The organism is Arthrobacter sp. UYNi723, assembly GCF_054057635.1.
Genome location: NZ_JBSRZM010000009.1, coordinates 51,390 through 68,368, shown reverse-complemented (window position 1 = coordinate 68,368; position 16,979 = coordinate 51,390). Strand labels below are relative to the sequence as shown.

12 protein-coding genes are annotated in these 16,979 nt (G+C 66.4%); 3 read left to right on the top strand and 9 right to left on the bottom strand.

Translation table 11 applies throughout. From position 1 onward, the window contains the following. Window positions 1-189 precede the first annotated feature (189 nt). Together aceE and nboR are read left to right on the top strand one after the other, a co-directional pair. Window positions 190-2,931 carry a pyruvate dehydrogenase (acetyl-transferring), homodimeric type gene (gene aceE, locus ACVWY0_RS09210; protein ID WP_485836507.1) on the top strand — a complete coding sequence of 914 codons (2,742 nt, stop codon included), beginning with the start codon at window positions 190-192 and terminating at the stop codon, window positions 2,929-2,931. Window positions 2,932-3,014: 83 nt separating this feature from the next. Further along, window positions 3,015-3,623, top strand: a complete 609-nt coding sequence (gene nboR, locus ACVWY0_RS09205) for a nicotine blue oxidoreductase (protein ID WP_485836427.1) — start codon at window positions 3,015-3,017, stop codon at window positions 3,621-3,623. Here the strand turns inward: nboR and ACVWY0_RS09200 are convergent. From ACVWY0_RS09200 to ACVWY0_RS09160, 9 genes are all read right to left on the bottom strand, one after another. Then, window positions 3,620-4,243 carry a Pr6Pr family membrane protein gene (locus ACVWY0_RS09200; RefSeq protein WP_485836426.1) on the bottom strand — a complete coding sequence of 208 codons (624 nt, stop codon included), beginning with the start codon at window positions 4,241-4,243 and terminating at the stop codon, window positions 3,620-3,622. The two genes, nboR and ACVWY0_RS09200, sit on opposite strands and share 4 nt — an antisense overlap. Window positions 4,244-4,466: 223 nt before the next feature. Then, window positions 4,467-5,246, bottom strand: coding sequence for an SDR family oxidoreductase (locus ACVWY0_RS09195; protein WP_485836425.1), 780 nt, complete (start codon window positions 5,244-5,246; stop codon window positions 4,467-4,469). Window positions 5,247-5,273: 27 nt separating this feature from the next. After that, window positions 5,274-6,017 (bottom strand): aspartate/glutamate racemase family protein, encoded by a 744-nt coding sequence (locus ACVWY0_RS09190; protein WP_252575260.1) that lies wholly within the window; start codon window positions 6,015-6,017, stop codon window positions 5,274-5,276. A gap of 46 nt (window positions 6,018-6,063) precedes the next feature. Continuing rightward, a complete protein-coding gene (locus ACVWY0_RS09185) occupies window positions 6,064-7,632 on the bottom strand; it encodes an NCS1 family nucleobase:cation symporter-1 (protein WP_485836424.1) in 1,569 nt (522 codons plus the stop codon). 263 nt (window positions 7,633-7,895) lie between these two features. Beyond that, on the bottom strand, window positions 7,896-10,730 hold the full coding sequence (locus ACVWY0_RS09180) for a molybdopterin-dependent oxidoreductase (RefSeq protein ID WP_485836423.1): 2,835 nt from the start codon (window positions 10,728-10,730) through the stop codon (window positions 7,896-7,898). 2 nt (window positions 10,731-10,732) lie between these two features. Next, window positions 10,733-11,668: an FAD binding domain-containing protein gene (locus ACVWY0_RS09175; protein WP_485836422.1), complete on the bottom strand. Its 936-nt coding sequence runs from the start codon at window positions 11,666-11,668 to the stop codon at window positions 10,733-10,735. Beyond that, complete coding sequence (locus tag ACVWY0_RS09170; RefSeq protein WP_485836421.1) at window positions 11,659-12,906, bottom strand: XdhC family protein; 1,248 nt, start codon at window positions 12,904-12,906, stop codon at window positions 11,659-11,661. The genes ACVWY0_RS09175 and ACVWY0_RS09170 overlap by 10 nt, the downstream gene beginning before the upstream one ends. Before the next feature lie 296 nt (window positions 12,907-13,202). Continuing rightward, window positions 13,203-14,714, bottom strand: a complete 1,512-nt coding sequence (locus tag ACVWY0_RS09165; RefSeq protein ID WP_485836506.1) for an NCS2 family permease — start codon at window positions 14,712-14,714, stop codon at window positions 13,203-13,205. A gap of 15 nt (window positions 14,715-14,729) precedes the next feature. Beyond that, on the bottom strand, window positions 14,730-15,224 hold the full coding sequence (locus ACVWY0_RS09160) for a nucleoside deaminase (protein WP_485836420.1): 495 nt from the start codon (window positions 15,222-15,224) through the stop codon (window positions 14,730-14,732). A gap of 364 nt (window positions 15,225-15,588) precedes the next feature. On the opposite strand from ACVWY0_RS09160, the gene ACVWY0_RS09155 reads away from it, so the two are divergent. Beyond that, window positions 15,589-16,953 (top strand): 8-oxoguanine deaminase, encoded by a 1,365-nt coding sequence (locus ACVWY0_RS09155; RefSeq protein WP_485836419.1) that lies wholly within the window; start codon window positions 15,589-15,591, stop codon window positions 16,951-16,953. Window positions 16,954-16,979 lie beyond the last annotated feature (26 nt).

The following is a 16,979-nucleotide window of genomic DNA, read 5'->3' as shown; positions in this document are numbered from 1 at the left end:
CGGCCGATTCCGGGCGGCCTAATGGGCCGTATCCGACCCCGCGTTGCTTGTGGCTCCCTTAACAGCCAAATGTGACCGTCCGCTCGCCTTGACGCGCGGATGGTCGCCTAGATAATCTCGAGATGCAATAAAGTTTTCTCACACAATGAAAACTTGAGCCAACTATTCAACGATGAAAAGAGGCTGGACGTGGCTGCAGGAGAAGAGACCTCCCATATCCTCAGCGGGTTGACAAACCAGCTGCCTGATCGTGATCCGGAAGAGACCGCCGAATGGCTGGAGTCCCTGGATAGCCTGATTCAGGAACAGGGCACCGAGCGTGCCCAATACATCATGCGGAGCCTGCTCCAGCGGGCCGGCGCCCAGAGCGTGGGCGTGCCGATGGTGACCTCCACGGATTACGTGAACACCATCCCGGTGGACCAGGAAACGGCGTTCCCGGGTGACGAGGACATCGAACGGAAGTACCGGGCCTGGCTGCGTTGGAACGCGGCCATCATGGTTCACCGCGCGCAGCGGGCAGACATCGGCGTGGGCGGGCATATCTCCACCTACGCCGGTGCAGCGACCCTGTACGAGGTCGGCTTCAACCACTTCTTCCGCGGCAAGGACCACCCGGGCGGCGGTGACCAGGTCTTCTTCCAGGGCCACGCCTCTCCCGGCATGTACGCCCGCGCGTTCATGGAAGGCCGGCTGTCCGAGGAGGACCTGGACGGTTTCCGGCAGGAAAAGTCCAAGGAAGGCCACGCCCTCTCCTCCTACCCGCACCCGCGCCTCATGCCGAAGTTCTGGGAATTCCCCACCGTGTCGATGGGCATCGGCCCGATGAACGCGATCTACCAGGCCCAGTCCAACCGGTACCTGCACAACCGCGGCCTGAAAGACACCGCGGACCAGCAGGTGTGGGCATTCCTGGGCGACGGTGAAATGGACGAGCCCGAGTCCCGCGGCCTGCTCCAGCTCGCCGCCAACGACAAGCTCGACAACCTGAACTTTGTGGTCAACTGCAACCTCCAGCGCCTGGACGGTCCCGTCCGCGGCAACGGCAAGATCATGCAGGAACTCGAGGCGTTCTTCCGCGGCGCGGGCTGGAACGTCATCAAGGTCGTCTGGGGCCGGGAGTGGGATGACCTGCTCACCAAGGACGCCGACGGCTCCCTCGTGAAGATCATGAACGAGACCCCCGACGGCGATTACCAGACCTACAAGGCAGAGTCCGGCGGGTTCGTCCGCGAGCACTTCTTCGGCAAGACCCCGCAGACCAAGGACATGGTCGCGGACCTTTCCGATGACGAGATCTGGAACCTCAAGCGCGGCGGCCACGACTACCACAAGGTCTACGCCGCGTATAAGGCAGCCACCGAGTTCAAGGGCAAGCCCACCGTGATCCTGGCCAAAACGGTCAAGGGCTACGGACTCGGACCCCACTTCGAGGGCCGCAACGCGACCCACCAGATGAAAAAGCTCACCCTCGATGACCTGAAGAAGTTCCGCGACTACCTCCGCATCCCCATCACGGACGAACAACTCGATGCGGACCTCTACAGGCCCCCGTACTACCACCCCGGCATGGACTCCCCCGAGATCCAGTACCTCATGGAACGCCGCCGCGCCCTGGGCGGCTTCGTCCCCGAACGCCGGCCGGACCACGCTCCGGTGGAGCTGCCGGACGCCAAGACCTACGAGGTTGCCAAGCGCGGTTCCGGGAAGCAGCAGGCGGCCACCACCATGACCTTCGTGCGCCTGCTCAAGGACCTGCTCAGGGATAAGAAGTTCGGACACCGCATTGTCCCCATCGTTCCCGATGAGTCCCGAACCTTCGGCATGGACGCGTTCTTCCCCACAGCCAAGATCTACAACCCGGACGGCCAGGCCTACCTCTCCGTGGACCGGGACCTGGTCCTTGCGTACAAGGAATCGGCCCAGGGCCAGCTGATCCACCCCGGCATCAATGAGGCCGGCGCGGTCGCAGCGTTCACTGCCGCGGGAACTTCCTACGCCACCCACGGCGAGCCGCTGATTCCGATCTACGTGTTCTACTCCATGTTCGGTTTCCAGCGCACCGGCGACGCCTTCTGGGCCGCCGCGGACCAGATGACCCGTGGGTTCATCATCGGCGCCACCGCCGGGCGGACCACGCTGACCGGCGAAGGCCTCCAGCACGCCGACGGCCACTCCCCGATCCTGGCCTCGACCAACCCGGCCGTCCTTACCTACGACCCCGCGTACGGGTACGAGATGGGCCACATCATCCGGGACGGCATCCAGCGCATGTACGGGCCCGATTCAGCTGACCGGAACCTGATGTACTACATCACCGTGTACAATGAGCCCATCTCCCAGCCGGCCGAACCCGAGAACCTCGACGTCAACGGTGTGCTGAAAGGCATCTACCGGGTGTCGGCGTCGCAGCTTGAAGGGCCCAAGAGCCAGATCCTGGCCTCCGGCGTCTCGGTTCCCTGGGCCATCGAAGCCCAGCGGATCCTCGCCGAGGACTGGGGCGTCTCCGCCGACGTCTGGTCCGTCACGTCCTGGAACGAACTGCGCCGGGACGGACTCGCCGCGGAGGAAGAGGCGTTCCTGAACCCGGGCCAGCCCGCCCGTGTTCCGTTCGTGGCCCAGCAGCTCGCCGAGGCGCAGGGGCCGGTGGTGGCGGTGACCGACTACATGAAGGCCGTCCCGGACCAGATCCGCCAGTTCCTCCCGCACCAGTTCGCCTCGCTCGGAGCCGACGGCTTCGGCTTCTCCGACACCCGCGCGGCAGCCCGCCGCTTCTTCAAGAACGACACCCACTCGATTGTGGTGAAGACCCTGCAGCTGCTGGCTTCGCGCGGCGAGGTGGACGGCGGCGTGCCCGCCTACGCGATGGACCGCTACAAGCTCCTGGACGTCAACGCCGGGACCACCGGCGGCACCGGCGGCGACGCCTGACCCCTTCATCCATACAACAGCTGACGGCAGTGTTCCCCTGGAACATTGCCGTCAACTGTCATGTGGCTGGATAGGCTGGGGCGATGGCTGACCTGGACAAACAACGCACGACGGCGGTGCTGCTTGCCGCCGGTGCCGGGACGCGGCTGGGGCTCGGCCCCAAGGCGTTACTCCGGTTCCAGGGCCGCACGCTCGTTGAAGTCCTGGCCGACGTGCTGCTCGACGGCGGCTGCTGGGAGGTGGTGACGGTGCTCGGCGCGGACGCGGGAACGGTCCGCGCCGCCACCGATCTCAGCCGGCACCGGGTCATCGACAACCCGGACTGGGCCAGTGGAATGGGAAGTTCGTTCCGGGCGGGAGTCGCCGCAGCAGCCCCGGAGGACCATGTGCTCATTGCGCTGGTGGACCAGCCCGGCCTGACCACCGAGACCGTCGCCCGGTTGCTGGCATCCCACCGGCCAGGCCGGGTGACGGCCGCCGCCTACCGTGGCCCCGAAGGAAAACTCCGGCGGGGACATCCGCTGCTTCTGGATTCCAGCCTCCGCGCTGAGGCCGCAGAAATGGCAACGGGCGACGCCGGCGCCCGCTATTTCCTCCAGGCCCATCCCGAACTGATAGACCTCATCGATTGCGGTGACCTCTCCGGCGGCGAAGATCTCGACTCCCCCGAACAGCTGCACCTCCTCGACTAGTAATCCACCTGCCGCTTGAGCTTGTTGCCGAGCCACAGCATCGCCAGGCTCACTACTAGGAAGCCGACGGAAATGGCGAGGGCAAACACCGCCACCCCGCCCCAGCCACCTGCCCGTGCGGGGTCGACGAACCAGTACGGGTACCAGTTCACCAAGGCCCCGCGGACCAGGCTGTAGGCCAGGTAGCCGACGGGGTAGAGCAGCCAGTACCAGATGTGCTTGACCGTGAGCGTGGCCCGCGGCGGTTGGAAGAGCCAGTCCACCACCATGACCACCGGGATCAGGTAGTGCACCACGAAGTTGACCCACGGCAGCAGCGAGCCGAGATCTTCCCCGGCGAGCAGTGCACCGAACACGAGTCCCACCACGGCCATGGCGATGGTTGCCGTGCCGCGCGTGACGTCGTCGATTTCGCTGGGGCGTTTGCGGATCAGCACCCTGTAGCCGCTGATGAGAAGCACCAACGCAGCGAAGATGTTGGACAGATTGGTGAAGTAGCTGAAGAAGTTCCAGACGTCGTAGCCCATGCCCAAATGAACTGTCAGCTGTGTTCCCACCGCCACCAACGTCAGAAGGCCAAAGAAAAAGCGTCCCCCGATAAGCACAGTTCTCTTGGTCATGGCCCCAATCCTTGCCGAATCCCCAGCTCAGACGCGGTTCGACACTCCGAAGTTGAATGGGCGCTACGTGATCGGCAGCTCGAGCGCCTCGGCCAAGTGGCCTACTTCGCGTACTGAGAATCCTTCCGGACAGGCAAAATCCGCCACGGAAACGGACGCCCGCCCGGGAAATCCCCGATGCGGACGTCCGCTTCCGTAGCGGAATAGTGTGGATTATTCCTTGCTACCCCCGGCCGATGAACGGCATTCCCGCGGCGGTAATGACCACCGAGCCCACATTGGCCGACGCCGGCATGCCGGCCATCAGGAGCACGGCACGCGCGGCGTCCTGCACCGGGAAGGTGGGCTCCACCCGGCGGCTGCCGTCAGCCTGCAGGGCACCGGAGTCCACGCCGATGGTGGCCATGATGTCCGTGGCTGTGTTGCCGATGTCGATCTGGCCGCAGGTGATGCCGAAGCCCCTGCCGTCCAGCTCGATGCTTTTGGTCAGACCCGTCATGGCGTGCTTGGTGACCGTATAGGCCACTGTTTGCGGCCGCGGCGAATGCGCTGAAATGGACCCGTTGTTGATGATGCGGCCGCCCTGGGGCTCCTGGGATTTCATGGCCCGGACGGCCGCGGCGGCGCACAGCATCGAGCCGGTGAGGTTCACCGCCACCACCGCATCCCAGTCGGCCACGCTGATTTCATCCACCGATGCGGCCGGACCGAACACGCCGGCGTTGTTGAACAGGAGGTCAACCCTCCCCCACTTCCCGAGGGCAGCAGCGAAAAGGCGCTCGACGTCGTCGGGCACTGTTACATCGCAGGGCACCGTCAGCGCCTGGCGGTGGCCGGCCGCGGACTCCAGCAGCGGAGCCTCACGGCGGCCGGCCAACACCACGCGGTACCCGTCGGCCAACAGGAGCCGCGCCACCGCCCTGCCAATTCCGGAACCTGCACCGGTCACGACGGCGACCGGCGCCGGCCGGTGGGGATGTGCGGGCCGGTGGGTTACAGTCATGGGGTCGCTCCTTGTTTTGATGGCGGGCTAAGGTGCAGCGGGCACTTCCGCTGCCGTTATGGGCCAGCCTATGACTGTCTTGGGCCGCGGGGTGGCGTAGGTCCGGACCTTTGAGGTGCTCAGCCGAAGCCGGACCAGCGATTCAGCAATGGTGACGGCAGCCGCCACGCCGTCCACCACGGGGACTCCGGCACGCTTCCGGATTTCCTCGTCCAGACCGGCCATGCCGCCGCAGCCCAGGACAATAACTTCCGCCTTGTCTTCGCGGACAGCCAGCAGCGCCTGTTCGATGATGGCTTCCACCGCGCGCTCCGGCTCCTCCTCCAGTTCAAGGACGGCCATGCCGCTGGCCCGGACCGAGGCGCACCGGGCGTCGAGGCCGGCCAGCTTCAGCCGGTCCTCGATCAGCGGCACGGCCCGGTCCAGGGTGGTGATCACGGAGTACTTGTGGCCCAGGAACATCGCGGTGCTCGCGGCCGCCTCGGTGATGTCCACCACCGGAACGTCCAGGAGCTCCTGGAGCCCTTCGCGGCCGTGCTCGCCGTAGCCGGCCTGGATGACGGCGTCGTACGGTTCCGGGTAGTTGACCACGGCGTCCATCACTGCGATGGCCGCGAGGTAGCTTTCGAAGTTCCCCTCGCAGGAATCGGCACCGAAGCGGGGCGTGATTCCAATGATTTCCGTTCCGGGTGCCGCCACACTACGGGCCGAGGCGGCGATGGAGTCGGTCATGGACTGTGTGGTGTTGACGTTGGCCACCAGGATGCGCATGGTGCTTTCCTCTTTCGGGACAGGTTGGTCAGTTTTTGAGGTTTGGTCAGTGGGTGCTGACGATGGCGATGGGCTCGCCGTCGACGTCGTCGAACTGCTGCTTGCGATCCGCAATCAGGTAGTACACCACTGCCGCGATGCCTGCTGCGAAGAACCAGGAGAACGGGGCGGCTCCCTCGAAGGCCGGGACAAAAGCGATCACGAGGGCGACGGTGGCAGCCGGTATCAGTGCCATGATCGCTTTGGGGTTGTAACCCTTTTTGTAGTAGTAGGCTCCCGTGGGCGACTCGATGTAGAGCTCCGGCACGTTGACCTTGCCGCGGCGAAGCAGCCAGTAATCTGCCATGACCACGCCGAACAGCGGCCCCAGCAGCGCGCCCAGTCCGCCGAGGAAGTACACAATGACCAGGGGGTTGTTGTAGAGGTTCCAGGGAAGGATGATGAGGCCGATCGTACCGCTGACCCAGGCCGCCTTGCGGAAGTTCAGGTGCTTGGGGAACAGGTTCGTCAGTGCATAGACGGGGGCCACGAAGTTGGCCATCAGGTTCACGGCGATGGTCAGGATCAGCAGGGCCAGGCAGGCCAGGACAAGGAAGAGCGTGTTCGGGATGGTCTGGACAATGTCCGAGGGGCTCTCGATGATCTTGCCGCTGATTTTGAACTGGCCGCCTGCCATAACGACCACGATGGCACCGAAGACGAGCATGTTGATGGGGATGCCCCAGAAGTTTCCGCGGACCACGGCCTTTTTGGAGACCGCCGAGCGGGTGAAGTCGCAGAAGTTCAGGACGAAGGTTCCGTAGATGGAGACCCACAGTGCGCCGCCGGCAAAGATGGTGCGCCACATGTCGGCGCCTTCGAGCGCATTGTCCGGTGCCCAGGCGATAGAGCCGCCGGCTTCCGCGAAGATCCAGATGGCGATGGCAGCCATGGTCACCAGGATGATGGGCCCGGCGAAGGCCTCATACTTGCGGATCATTTCCATGCCGAAACTGACGATGACCAGCTGGACGATCCACAGTGCAACGAAGGCAATCCAGCCGAGTGTGGACAGGCCCATGATGGAGTTGCCATCCAGCTCCTTGAGGGAGGGGACCATGGCCACGAGCATTACGCGGAGGACCACCGAGGCCAGGTACGTCTGGATCCCAAACCAGGCGATGGCGACGGCGCCGCGGAGCAGGCTGGAGATCTGGGCACCGCGGATACCGAAGCTGATCCGGCTCATGACAGGGAACGGTACACCGGTCTTGACCCCCATGAAGCCGGAAAAGTTGAGCAGGGCAAAGAGCAGTACGGCTCCGATGCCCAAGGCAAGGAGGATCTGCCAGCCTCCAAGCCCAAGGGCGAAAAGGCCGATGGCGAACGCATAGTTGCCGAGGCTGTGGACGTCGTTAGCCCAGAGCGTGAAGATGCTGTAGCCGGTCCAGCGGCGACCTTCCCGCTTCGTCGGGGCAAGGTCGATGTTGTAGAGGGTAGGGCTGATCGTTCTGCCGGAGGCGGCGCTGGCTGCATCGCAAAGCGCGTCGACACCCACGGAGGGGTTCGCTGCTTTGCCCAGGTCAACTTCTGTCTCGGGTGCCGGGTCAACGCCGGTCAACGGTGGTGTTTGCATCGTTATCTCACTTCTTGAAGAGGTCTTCCATGCATTCCGCAGTGGGATTCGCGCCGGAAACTACCGGCAGGAGCGTCATTGCAATTTCCACAATGCGGAAGATGGGTATCGAGTAGTGAAATAACGGTATGACCTGGGTCACGCATCAGTCAAGGGGTCGCCGGATCACGGCCGGTCACAAACGGTTGCTTCAACAGCAACGCGGGGTCAGATACGGCCCAATTAACCCCGCTTCATGGGCCGTATCTGACCCCGCGTTGGTCCTAGCGGGTGAGGACTGGACCTCCTTTCTTCAGACCCAGGTAGATCTTGTCCCGACCGATCGGCAGCTCCGCGAACCGGACCCCGGTGGCATTCCGGATGGCATTGGCCAAGGCCGGGGCCACCGGGTTGAACGGGCTTTCGCTCATGGACTTCGCCCCGAGCGGGCCCACCTGGTCGTTGGTGGAAGCGAAGTAGACCTCGCTTCGCGGCACGTCCGCGAAGGACGGGATGTGGTACTGCCGCAGGATGTCCGTGGTGACCCGGCCGGCGTCGTCCACCCGGACCTCCTCATACAGTGCAGCGCCCAGCGCCTGCGCAATGCCGCCCTCGATCTGGCCGCGGCACTGCCGCGGATTCACCACCACGCCGGCGTCGGCTGCCTGCACACTCTGCAGAATCCGCAGCTCCCCCGTGCCGGTGTTGACCGCCACCCGGAACCCGTGCACGTTGAACGCCACCGATCGCGGCGTCCCGTCCCAGTTGCCCTCGACGGCGAGCTGTACGGCCTGGTCCCGCGCGGCGTCGTGGATGTCCGCGAGCAGAACCCGCCGTCCGGCACAGTCCACGCCGCCGTCGTCGAGCACGCACTCGGTCTCCGGCACGCCGGTCAGCGCCGCGGCGACGGTGACGATCCGGGAGGCCAGCTCGGTAGCCGCCATCAGGGTGGCCTTGCCGGCCACCACCGTCCCGGCCGAACCGAACGCACCGGTGTCGTGCTCCACCAGGTCGGTATCGGACTGCCGCACGGCCACCTTGCCCGCCGTGGTGGCGAGTGCCGTCGCGGCCAGCTGCGCGTGCACCGTGGTGGTGCCGTTGCCGAATTCTGCGGTCCCGACGTCGGCCGCGAACGTGCCGTCCGGGAGCAGGCTCACGCGGGTGTGGGCGAAGTGGCCGCGGGGCGGGACGGTGTCGATCATGGACAGCGCGGAACCTTCGCCGGTGACCCAGTCCTGGCCGAGGTCGTCGAGCCCGGCGTCGCGGTAGCGCTGCTTGCCGCGGTCCAGGGCATCACGCACCAGGGAGATGCACTGGTCCAGGCCGTAGCTGCCGTAGTGGACGTCCTCCTCAGGCTCGGGGTTGGTGGAGAGCATGTCATCGCCTTCGCGCACCATGTTCCGGCGCCGGAATTCCATCGGATCCATCCCGATGCCGACAGCCAGCTCATCGATGGCCGACTCGATCGCGAAGATCATCTGGCTCAGCCCGTAGCCGCGGAAGGCCCCGGCTGGCACGGTGTTGGTGTAGACGGCATGCGCGTCCACTTTCTTGTTGGCGCACTTGTACACGGCCAGCGATTCGCCGCAGCCGTGGAACATCACACCGGGGGCGTGGTTGCCGTAGGCGCCGGTGTTGGTGACCACGTCCAGCTGCAGCGCGGTGAGGAGACCGTCCTTGCTGGCGCCGGCCTTGAGTTTGATGGTGAAGGGGTGCCGCGTGGTGGTGGCGGTGAACTGCTCCGTGCGGGTGAACTCCACCTGCACGGGCCGGCGCAGCGTGAGCGTGGCGAGGGCTACGAGGTCCTCGGTGAGCGCTTCCTGCTTGCCGCCGAAGCCGCCGCCCACGCGGCCGGCCACCACGCGGATGCGCTCCTCTGGCAGGTCGAACACCCGGCCCAGCGTGCGCCGGACCAGGAACGGGACCTGGCTGGAGGTCCGGACCACGAGGCGGTCTTCCTCGTCGAGCCAGGCGATGGAGGAGTGCGTTTCCAGGGCGACGTGCTGCACGCGCTGAGTCCTGTACGTGTGCTCATGGATGAAGTCGGCAGCGGCGAAACCGTCCGCCACACTGCCCAGCTCCGAGTGCAGCTCGGCCACGACGTTCTGCCGCGGCCGCGAGATCCGGGCCTTCACGGCGTCCTTGTCCCCGTGCAGTGCCGGGGCGCCGGGGAGCATGGCGTCCTGCGGGCTGAAGACGGTGTCCAGCAGCTCGTATTCCACCAGCAGGGCGCGGGCCCCGGCCTCGGCGGCACTCACGGATTCGGCCACGACCGCGGCCACACGCTGGCCGATGAACCGCACCACGTCATCGAGGACGCGGGTGTCGTCGGGATCGTCCGTGTAGAGCTCGTGCTGGGCGGTGGAGAAGTGCTGGGCCGGGGCGTCCTCGTGGGTGAAGACCGCGACGACGCCGGGCACCTGGAGCGCGGCCGCCCGGTCGATGAAGACAATCCGGGCGTGCGCGTGGGGTGAGCGCAGCAGCTTCAGGTGCAGCAGGCCCTGGAGCTCGTCAGCCGGGACATCCAGGGTGTAGCGGGCGGTGCCGGTGACGACGGCGAGCCCCGCCGGGGCGGGCACGTTGTCGCCGAGCTGCCCGGCCCGGGATGCCGAGGTGCTGGCGGTGGTGGTGCCGACTGCGGAAGCCGGACGGGCCGCGCCACTTGCCGCGCCGCCGTCGTGATTGTGCTTGTCTCGGGTCCCGCACACTGCGTCCGCGATGGAACGGTAGCCGGTGCAGCGGCAGAGGTTGCCTTTGAGGCTGCGGGGCAGGTTGGCCTTCTGTTCGTCGTCGAAGGTGGCTGCGGTCATCATCATGCCGGCGGTGCAGAAGCCGCACTGGAAGCCCTGTTCGGCCAAGAACTGCTCCTGCACGGGGTGCAGCGCACCGCCCTGGGCGAGTCCTTCGATGGTGGTGACGGCCTTGCCCTCCGCGCGGACGGCCGGGTAGATGCAGCTGTGCACGGGGGTGCCGTCCACGTGCACGGTGCAGGCACCGCAGTCGCCGCCGTCGCAGCCTTTCTTGACCCCGAAATTGCCCTGTTCGCGCAGGAACGTGCGCAGGCACTGGCCGGGGCGGGGTGTGGCCGGGGTGGCGGTGCCGTTGATTTCGATTGCCATGCTCAGGCCTCCTTCTGCTGCTTGTTCTGTGCTGTTTCGGGTTGCGCGCTCGGCTGCGGCGACGTGGCGTGCGGTTGGCCGGCCCAGAAATCGCCCGACACGGTGAGCCGTTCCTCCAGCAGTTCCGCACGGATCTCCTCGGCAAGCCGGAGGGTCATGTCCCGGCGCCATTCGGGCAGCCCGTGGATGTCGTCGTGGTACAGCTCCGCGGGAATGGCCTTCCCGACGGCGGCCGCCAGTGCCGCGGGGCCAGCCATCTTGGCAGCGGTGAACCGCAGCTGCACGGGGCGTTTGGTGGCGGCGGTGACGGTGAGGACCAGGCCGCCGTCGGCGTCCCGCCGGCCGATCAGCAGCACCCCGGACCGGCCGAGGTTGCTGAGCGAAAGCCGCCGGAAGGCCACCTTTGACGACAACGCCGACGCCGGCAGGTGGATGCTGCGCAAGAGCTCCCCGGGTGCCAGGCTGTTTTGCCCGTCCCCGGTGATGAACATGGCCACCGGGACGGTGCGGCTGCTGCCGCCGGGGCCGAGGATGGTGGCGGTGGCGTCCAGTCCTGCGCAGAGCGAGATCATGGGCCCGGCCGGGAGCGAGGTGCACAGGTTGCCGCCCACGGTGGACATGTTCCAGACCTTGAAGGATGCCACGAAGGAGTCGCAGCATGGACGGAACAAGTCCAGGCCCGGCCACTCCCTGCCGGCAACTTCGTCCGAACCCGGCAGGGCGTAGAGCTCCGCGACGGTGCATGTGGCGGCCAGTTCGATCCCGGCGTTGCTCACGGTCACGGCCGGCCAACCCGCTTCGCCAAGGTCCAGCAGCCGCTTCAGGACGGTACTCCCGTAGGAGAACAGAACCGTGCCGCCGGCCAGCCAGGCATCGCCGTCGCGCCATTCGGAGGGGTCCGTCGTGGGCACGACGGCCTCGATGGTGTTCATGTCCATGGGTTCTCCTGGCGGGCTTCGTGGGTGGAGCGGGGTTCTGATGTGGGGTGGTGGATGGGGCCGGAGCCGTCCTTGAGCGAGGATGCCTTGAGCGGCGCCGGCGTGGTGCTGCCTCGTCCGGCCCGGCCACGGGAGGCGATGATCTCGGCCGTAATGGACACCGCGACTTCGGCCGGGGTGACCGCGCCCAGATCCAGGCCGATGGGCGAATGGAGCCGCTCCAGCGCTTCCGCCGGCGTGCCGTCCGCGAGCAGCGCGTCGATGCGCTGGCGGTGGCTGCGCCGCGAACCCATGGCGCCCACATAGGCGAGGCCCAGGCCGAGCGCGGTTTCCAGCAGCGGGATGTCGAACTTGGGGTCGTGGGTCAGCACGCACACCACGGTGCGGCCGTCCACGCGTCCTGCGGCTGCTTCTGCGGCAAGGTAGCGGTGCGGCCAGTCAGTGACCACCTGGTTGGCGGCGAGGAAGCGGCTTTGCCGGGAGAACGCGGGGCGGGCGTCGCAGAGCGTGACGTCGTAGCCGAGGAGGTTCCCGGCCGGGAGCAGCGCGGCGCCGAAGTCGTTGGCGCCAAAAATGAGCATGCGCGCGGCGGGGAGCCGGCTTTCCACGAACAGCGTGATGGGTTCGGGCTGTGTTTCCTCCGAGCCGCCGGTGCAGCCGGCGGGAGGTGCAAGCCGGATAAGGCCCGCGCGGCCGCCTTGGAGCAGCGGTTCGAGTTGGGCTGCCGCCGCAAAAACAGTAGCGGGATGGTCGCCCACCAGCATGGCGAGTTCCGGCGACTCCATGGCGCGGAACCTCACAGGATCATCGACGACCACCACGCCTCCGCCCGCGTCGAGCCGGCGGATGACTGCCAGGGCAGCGGTGGAGTGACGGCCCGCCAGGTTGTTCAGCATGGCGAAGTCCATGGCCTCCAGCGATGACCCGAGCGGCTGGATGTGGACTTCCAGCTCTCCTCCACAGGAGAGTCCGACGGCGAACGCGTCCTCGGCACTGTAGCCGAACGACTCAAGGCGGCTGCCGCCGTCGCGCATGGCCGCAAGGGCGGCGTCCACCACGGCGCCTTCCACGCAGCCGCCGGAGAGGCTACCCAGGATGTCCCCGTGTTCCGACACAAGCATGGACGTGCCGAGCGGCCGGGGCACGGAGCCGCCGGCGCCCACGATGGTGGCGACGGCGCAGCGCTGGCCGGAGACCGCGGGCCGCCAGCCTCCCAGTGAAGGTATTAGGTCCAGCATGGCAACACGTCCTTTACCACTGGGGTTCCGGACGGGAAGCCTGTCCGGAACAGAGCGCGGTCTTGCCTCATAATCTCATTCCTTGCTGGTGTAGAGGGAAAGTCAGGGGAGTTGTTTGAGGGGACCGGGGCGGGGCCTCTAATCCCGCCCCGGTCCGTGACGGCGCAGCCGCACTCCACCGCCGCCCGCCGTCGTGGGTCCCGGTGCTGCGGACCACGGCGGCGGACGCCTACTCGATGCGGTGGGTGCGGATGGACCGCCGTTTGAGGCGCCCGAATGGGCGGTTACGCCGGGGCCTACGCGCCCAGCAGGGCGTTGATGGGTCCCCGGGCGAAGTAGATGATGAAGCCCGCGGTGACCACCCACATGAGCGGATGGACCTTCCTGGCCCGGCCGGACGCCGCACTGATGACCGCGAAGGAGATGAATCCGACGCCGATGCCGTTGGCGATCGAGTAGGTCAGCGGCATGGTGATGATGGTCAGGAAGGCCGGCAGTGCGATCGAGAACTTGCTGAACTTGATCTCGCGGATCTGTGCCATCATCATGGCGCCCACTACCACCAGGGCGGCAGCCGCCACTTCGAGCGGCACCACCGAGGTCAGCGGCGTAAAGAACATCGAGCCCAGGAACAGCACGCCGGTGACCACGGAGGCCAGGCCGGTGCGGGCACCTTCGCCGATTCCCGCGGCGGAGTCGATGTACACGGTGTTCGATGACCCGGACGTCGCGCCACCGGCCACTGCGCCGAGGCCTTCGACGATGAAGGCCGACTTCAGCCTGGGGAACGTGCCGTCCTTGTGCGCCACTCCGGCGCTCTTGGCGAGGCCGGTCATGGTGCCCATGGCGTCGAAGAAGTTGGTGAACACCAGGGTGAACACCAGCATGGTTGCCGCGAGGCCGCCGATCCTTGAAAACGAGCCGAAGAGATCGAACTGGCCCACCAGGCTGAAGTCCGGGGCGGAGACCAGCTGGCCGGCGAGCACGGGCACGTTGAGGTGCCAGCCGCCGGGGTTGTCGGCGCTGCCGGGACCGATATGCATGGCGGCCTCGACGACGGCGGCGAGGGCTGTGGTGGCGACGATTCCGATCAGGAGGCCGCCCTGGATCTTGCGGGCCACGAGGATTCCCATGACCAACAGACCGACGATAAAGACGAGGGTGGGGATGGAGGTGATGGAGCCGTCGTTGCCGAGCTGGACCGGCGGGCCGCCTTTGGTGGGGCGGACGAAGCCGGAATCCACAAAGCCGATGAAGGCGATAAACAGGCCAATGCCGACGGTGATGGCAGCCTTGAGTTCCTTGGGGACTGCCTTGAAGATCGCCGTCCGGGCACCCGTGGCGCCGAAGATGACGATCAGGACACCGTTGATGACCACCAGGCCCATGGCTTCGGGCCAGGTGACGTCCTGGATGACGGCCACTGCCAGGAACGAGTTGATGCCCAGGCCCGCTGCGAGCCCGAACGGCAGGTTGGCGACGAGGCCGAACACGATGGTCATAACGCCGGCGGTGAGCCCGGTAACGGCCCCCACCTGCGCTGCCGAGAGCCAGCCGCCGGCGACGTCCGTGGGGGCGTTCTCGGCCGAGAAACCGCCCAGGATCAGCGGGTTGAGGATCACGATGTAGGCCATCGTGAAGAACGTGACAATGCCGCCGCGGAATTCGCGCGCCAGCGTGGAGCCACGCTTGGTGATCTGGAAGAAACTATCCAGGAAGGATTTCGACGCCGGGGGGCGGGGTGCCGCTGTCTGCTCTGCGCCTGCGGGCGCAGCCTGCTTTTCAGCGGAATTGTCCAGGATTGTCATGTCAGCCACCGGATCCTAGTAGTCAATCCTGGAATCGAGCGTGTTCCAGGTGTTGAACGGTTCCAGGATGGCGGGAGCCTGGGGGTCGCCCAGTTCCAGCTTGGCGACCGGCATCAATGCATTCCGGTCCTCGTTCTCGAAGTACTCGTAGAAGACGGCGTCGTCGAAGCCCACGGAGGCGGCGTCGTGCCGGTCTGCGGCGAAGACCACGTTGCCGATCCGGGCCCACAGGGCCGAGGCCAGGCACATGGGGCAGGGCTCGCAGCTGGTGAAGAGGGTGGCTCCGCTGAGATCGAACGTGCCGAGTTCGCGGCAGGCATTGCGGATGGCAGTGACCTCGGCGTGGGCCGTGGGATCGTTCGTGGCGGTGACCCGGTTGACGCCTTCGAAGGCGAGGCCATCCGCGGTGACAATGACGGCGCCGAACGGGCCGCCGCTGTTCAGGACGTTGGCTGTTGCCAGGTTTATGGATGTGGCCAGGAAATGTTCGGCCGTGACGGTGGTGCTCATTATGCGACTTCCTTAGTGGCAAGGAAGCCCAGTAACCCTGAGACGGGGACGCGCCAGTGATACGGCTACCAGGCTTCAGCATGTGCTTTTTGAAGGTTCGCCTGGTAGATAGCTTCCCGGAGTCCGGGTGCCCGCCTTTGGCAAGATCGAGATTAGCACCGGACCTGTGATCAGCGCCATAGTTTCTGGAAACTTAATTTCGTGATGTGAAATTCAGGCTTCAGGCGGGTCACATTGACGCGCTTCCGCGTGCGTCCTACGCTGAATCCCACCGGCCGCCAGTGAGCAGGCCGGCATCCTGGATCAGCAGACAGGGCCTAACTGAGCTGGAACGCGTTTGTTGCCGACCAGAAGAGGAAACCTCATGGCCCACACTCCATCCCCGTCCAGGCTCTGGATCAAGAACCCGCTCGCCGCTTTCACGGCCAACCAGCTCGACGCCGGTGGCGGCATCGTGGTCAGCGGAGGCATCATCGCCGAGCTGGTTCCGGCTTGCGGGCAGCCGTCCGCACCCTGTTCCGCCGTGTTCGACGCCTCCGCGTATGTCCTGATGCCGGGCCTGATCAACACGCACCACCACTTCTACCAAACCCTTACCCGCGCCTGGGGGCCCGTGGCCAACGCCCCGCTGTTCCCGTGGCTGCAGAATCTCTACCCGGTCTGGGCGCGCCTGACTCCGGACAGCCTGGAACTCGCGGTGAAGGTGGCCCTGGCCGAGTTGCTGCTCTCCGGCTGCACCACGGCAGCCGACCACCACTACCTGTTCCCCGCGGGACTCGAGGACGCAATCGACGTGGAGGTCGGCGTCGTACGCGAATTGGGCATGCGGGCCACGCTCACGCGCGGCTCCATGACGTTGGGAACGGACGACGGCGGCCTGCCGCCACAGTCCACCGTGCAGCGGCCGGAGGTCATCCTGGCGGACAGCGAACGCCTCATCTCCCGATACCACGAGCGCGGCGACGGCGCCATCATCCAGATTGCGCTGGCACCGTGTTCGCCATTCTCGGTGACCAAGGAAATCATGGCGGAGAGCGCAGCCATGGCCGAACGGCTGGACGTCCGGCTGCACACGCACCTCGCCGAAACCATCGACGAGGAAGACTTCTGCCTCTCGATGTTTGGCCTGCGCACCGTGGACTATCTGGAGAGCGTCGGCTGGCTGGGCAACCGCACCTGGCTGGGCCACGGCATCCACTTCAACGACGACGAGATCGCCCGGCTGGGCGCCGCGGGCACCGCCGTCGCGCACTGCCCGACGTCGAACATGCGGCTCGCGTCAGGCACCGCACGTGTGCTGGAACTCGAGGCAGCCGGGGTCCCGGTGGGGCTGGGAGTGGACGGATCGGCGTCGAACGATGCCTCCAACATGATTCTGGAAGCTCGGCAAGCGCTGTACCTGCAGCGGCTGCGCTATGGCGCGGACGTGCCGGTGGAGCGCGCTCTCGGCTGGGCGACGCGGGGCTCGGCAGCCGTGCTGGGGCGCTCCGATATTGGTCAACTGGCGCCGGGGATGCAGGCCGACCTGGCACTCTTCCGCCTCGATGACCTGCGGTTCTCCGGCAGCCACGACCCCATTGCGGCACTGTTGCTGTGCGGCGCCGACCGCGCGGACCGGGTGATGGTGGGCGGCGAATGGCGCGTGGTGGACGGGGCCATCGTGGGCCTGGACGTCGCCGGGCTCATCGCGGAACACTCGGCAGCCGCGCGAAAGCTCGTGGCGGGGTAGCTCTTTGCCGACCGTTTCGATGGTTC

What these genes read in the sequence shown, in the direction of transcription:
- ACVWY0_RS09195 (WP_485836425.1), bottom strand. Translation starts at nt 5,246, where the DNA reads ATGACTGTAACCCACCGGCCCGCACATCCCCACCGGCCGGCGCCGGTC.
- ACVWY0_RS09185 (WP_485836424.1), bottom strand. Translation starts at nt 7,632, where the DNA reads ATGCAAACACCACCGTTGACCGGCGTTGACCCGGCACCCGAGACAGAA.
- ACVWY0_RS09175 (WP_485836422.1), bottom strand. Translation starts at nt 11,668, where the DNA reads ATGGACATGAACACCATCGAGGCCGTCGTGCCCACGACGGACCCCTCC.
- ACVWY0_RS09155 (WP_485836419.1), top strand. Translation starts at nt 15,589, where the DNA reads ATGGCCCACACTCCATCCCCGTCCAGGCTCTGGATCAAGAACCCGCTC.
- nboR (WP_485836427.1), top strand. Translation starts at nt 3,015, where the DNA reads ATGGCTGACCTGGACAAACAACGCACGACGGCGGTGCTGCTTGCCGCC.
- ACVWY0_RS09165 (WP_485836506.1), bottom strand. Translation starts at nt 14,714, where the DNA reads ATGACAATCCTGGACAATTCCGCTGAAAAGCAGGCTGCGCCCGCAGGC.
- ACVWY0_RS09170 (WP_485836421.1), bottom strand. Translation starts at nt 12,906, where the DNA reads ATGCTGGACCTAATACCTTCACTGGGAGGCTGGCGGCCCGCGGTCTCC.
- ACVWY0_RS09160 (WP_485836420.1), bottom strand. Translation starts at nt 15,224, where the DNA reads ATGAGCACCACCGTCACGGCCGAACATTTCCTGGCCACATCCATAAAC.
- ACVWY0_RS09180 (WP_485836423.1), bottom strand. Translation starts at nt 10,730, where the DNA reads ATGGCAATCGAAATCAACGGCACCGCCACCCCGGCCACACCCCGCCCC.
- ACVWY0_RS09190 (WP_252575260.1), bottom strand. Translation starts at nt 6,017, where the DNA reads ATGCGCATCCTGGTGGCCAACGTCAACACCACACAGTCCATGACCGAC.
- ACVWY0_RS09200 (WP_485836426.1), bottom strand. Translation starts at nt 4,243, where the DNA reads ATGACCAAGAGAACTGTGCTTATCGGGGGACGCTTTTTCTTTGGCCTT.